The following is a 231-nucleotide window of genomic DNA, read 5'->3' on the forward strand; positions in this document are numbered from 1 at the left end:
TCCTACGGGAGGCAGCAGTGGGGAATATTGCACAATGGGCGCAAGCCTGATGCAGCCATGCCGCGTGTATGAAGAAGGCCTTCGGGTTGTAAAGTACTTTCAGCGGGGAGGAAGGCGTTGAGGTTAATAACCTCAGCGATTGACGTTACCCGCAGAAGAAGCACCGGCTAACTCCGTGCCAGCAGCCGCGGTAATACGGAGGGTGCAAGCGTTAATCGGAATTACTGGGCG

The 231-nt window shown here is 55.8% G+C and carries 1 rRNA gene; it reads left to right on the forward strand.

Annotation, left to right across the window (positions count from 1 at the left end):
• A 16S ribosomal RNA gene (locus tag FHC48_RS23255) occupies nt 1-231 on the forward strand; the annotation flags it as partial.

Origin of the sequence: Enterobacter sp. EC_50, assembly GCF_019584525.1 — a bacterium.
GTDB classification, from domain to species: Bacteria; Pseudomonadota; Gammaproteobacteria; order Enterobacterales; family Enterobacteriaceae; genus Enterobacter; species Enterobacter roggenkampii.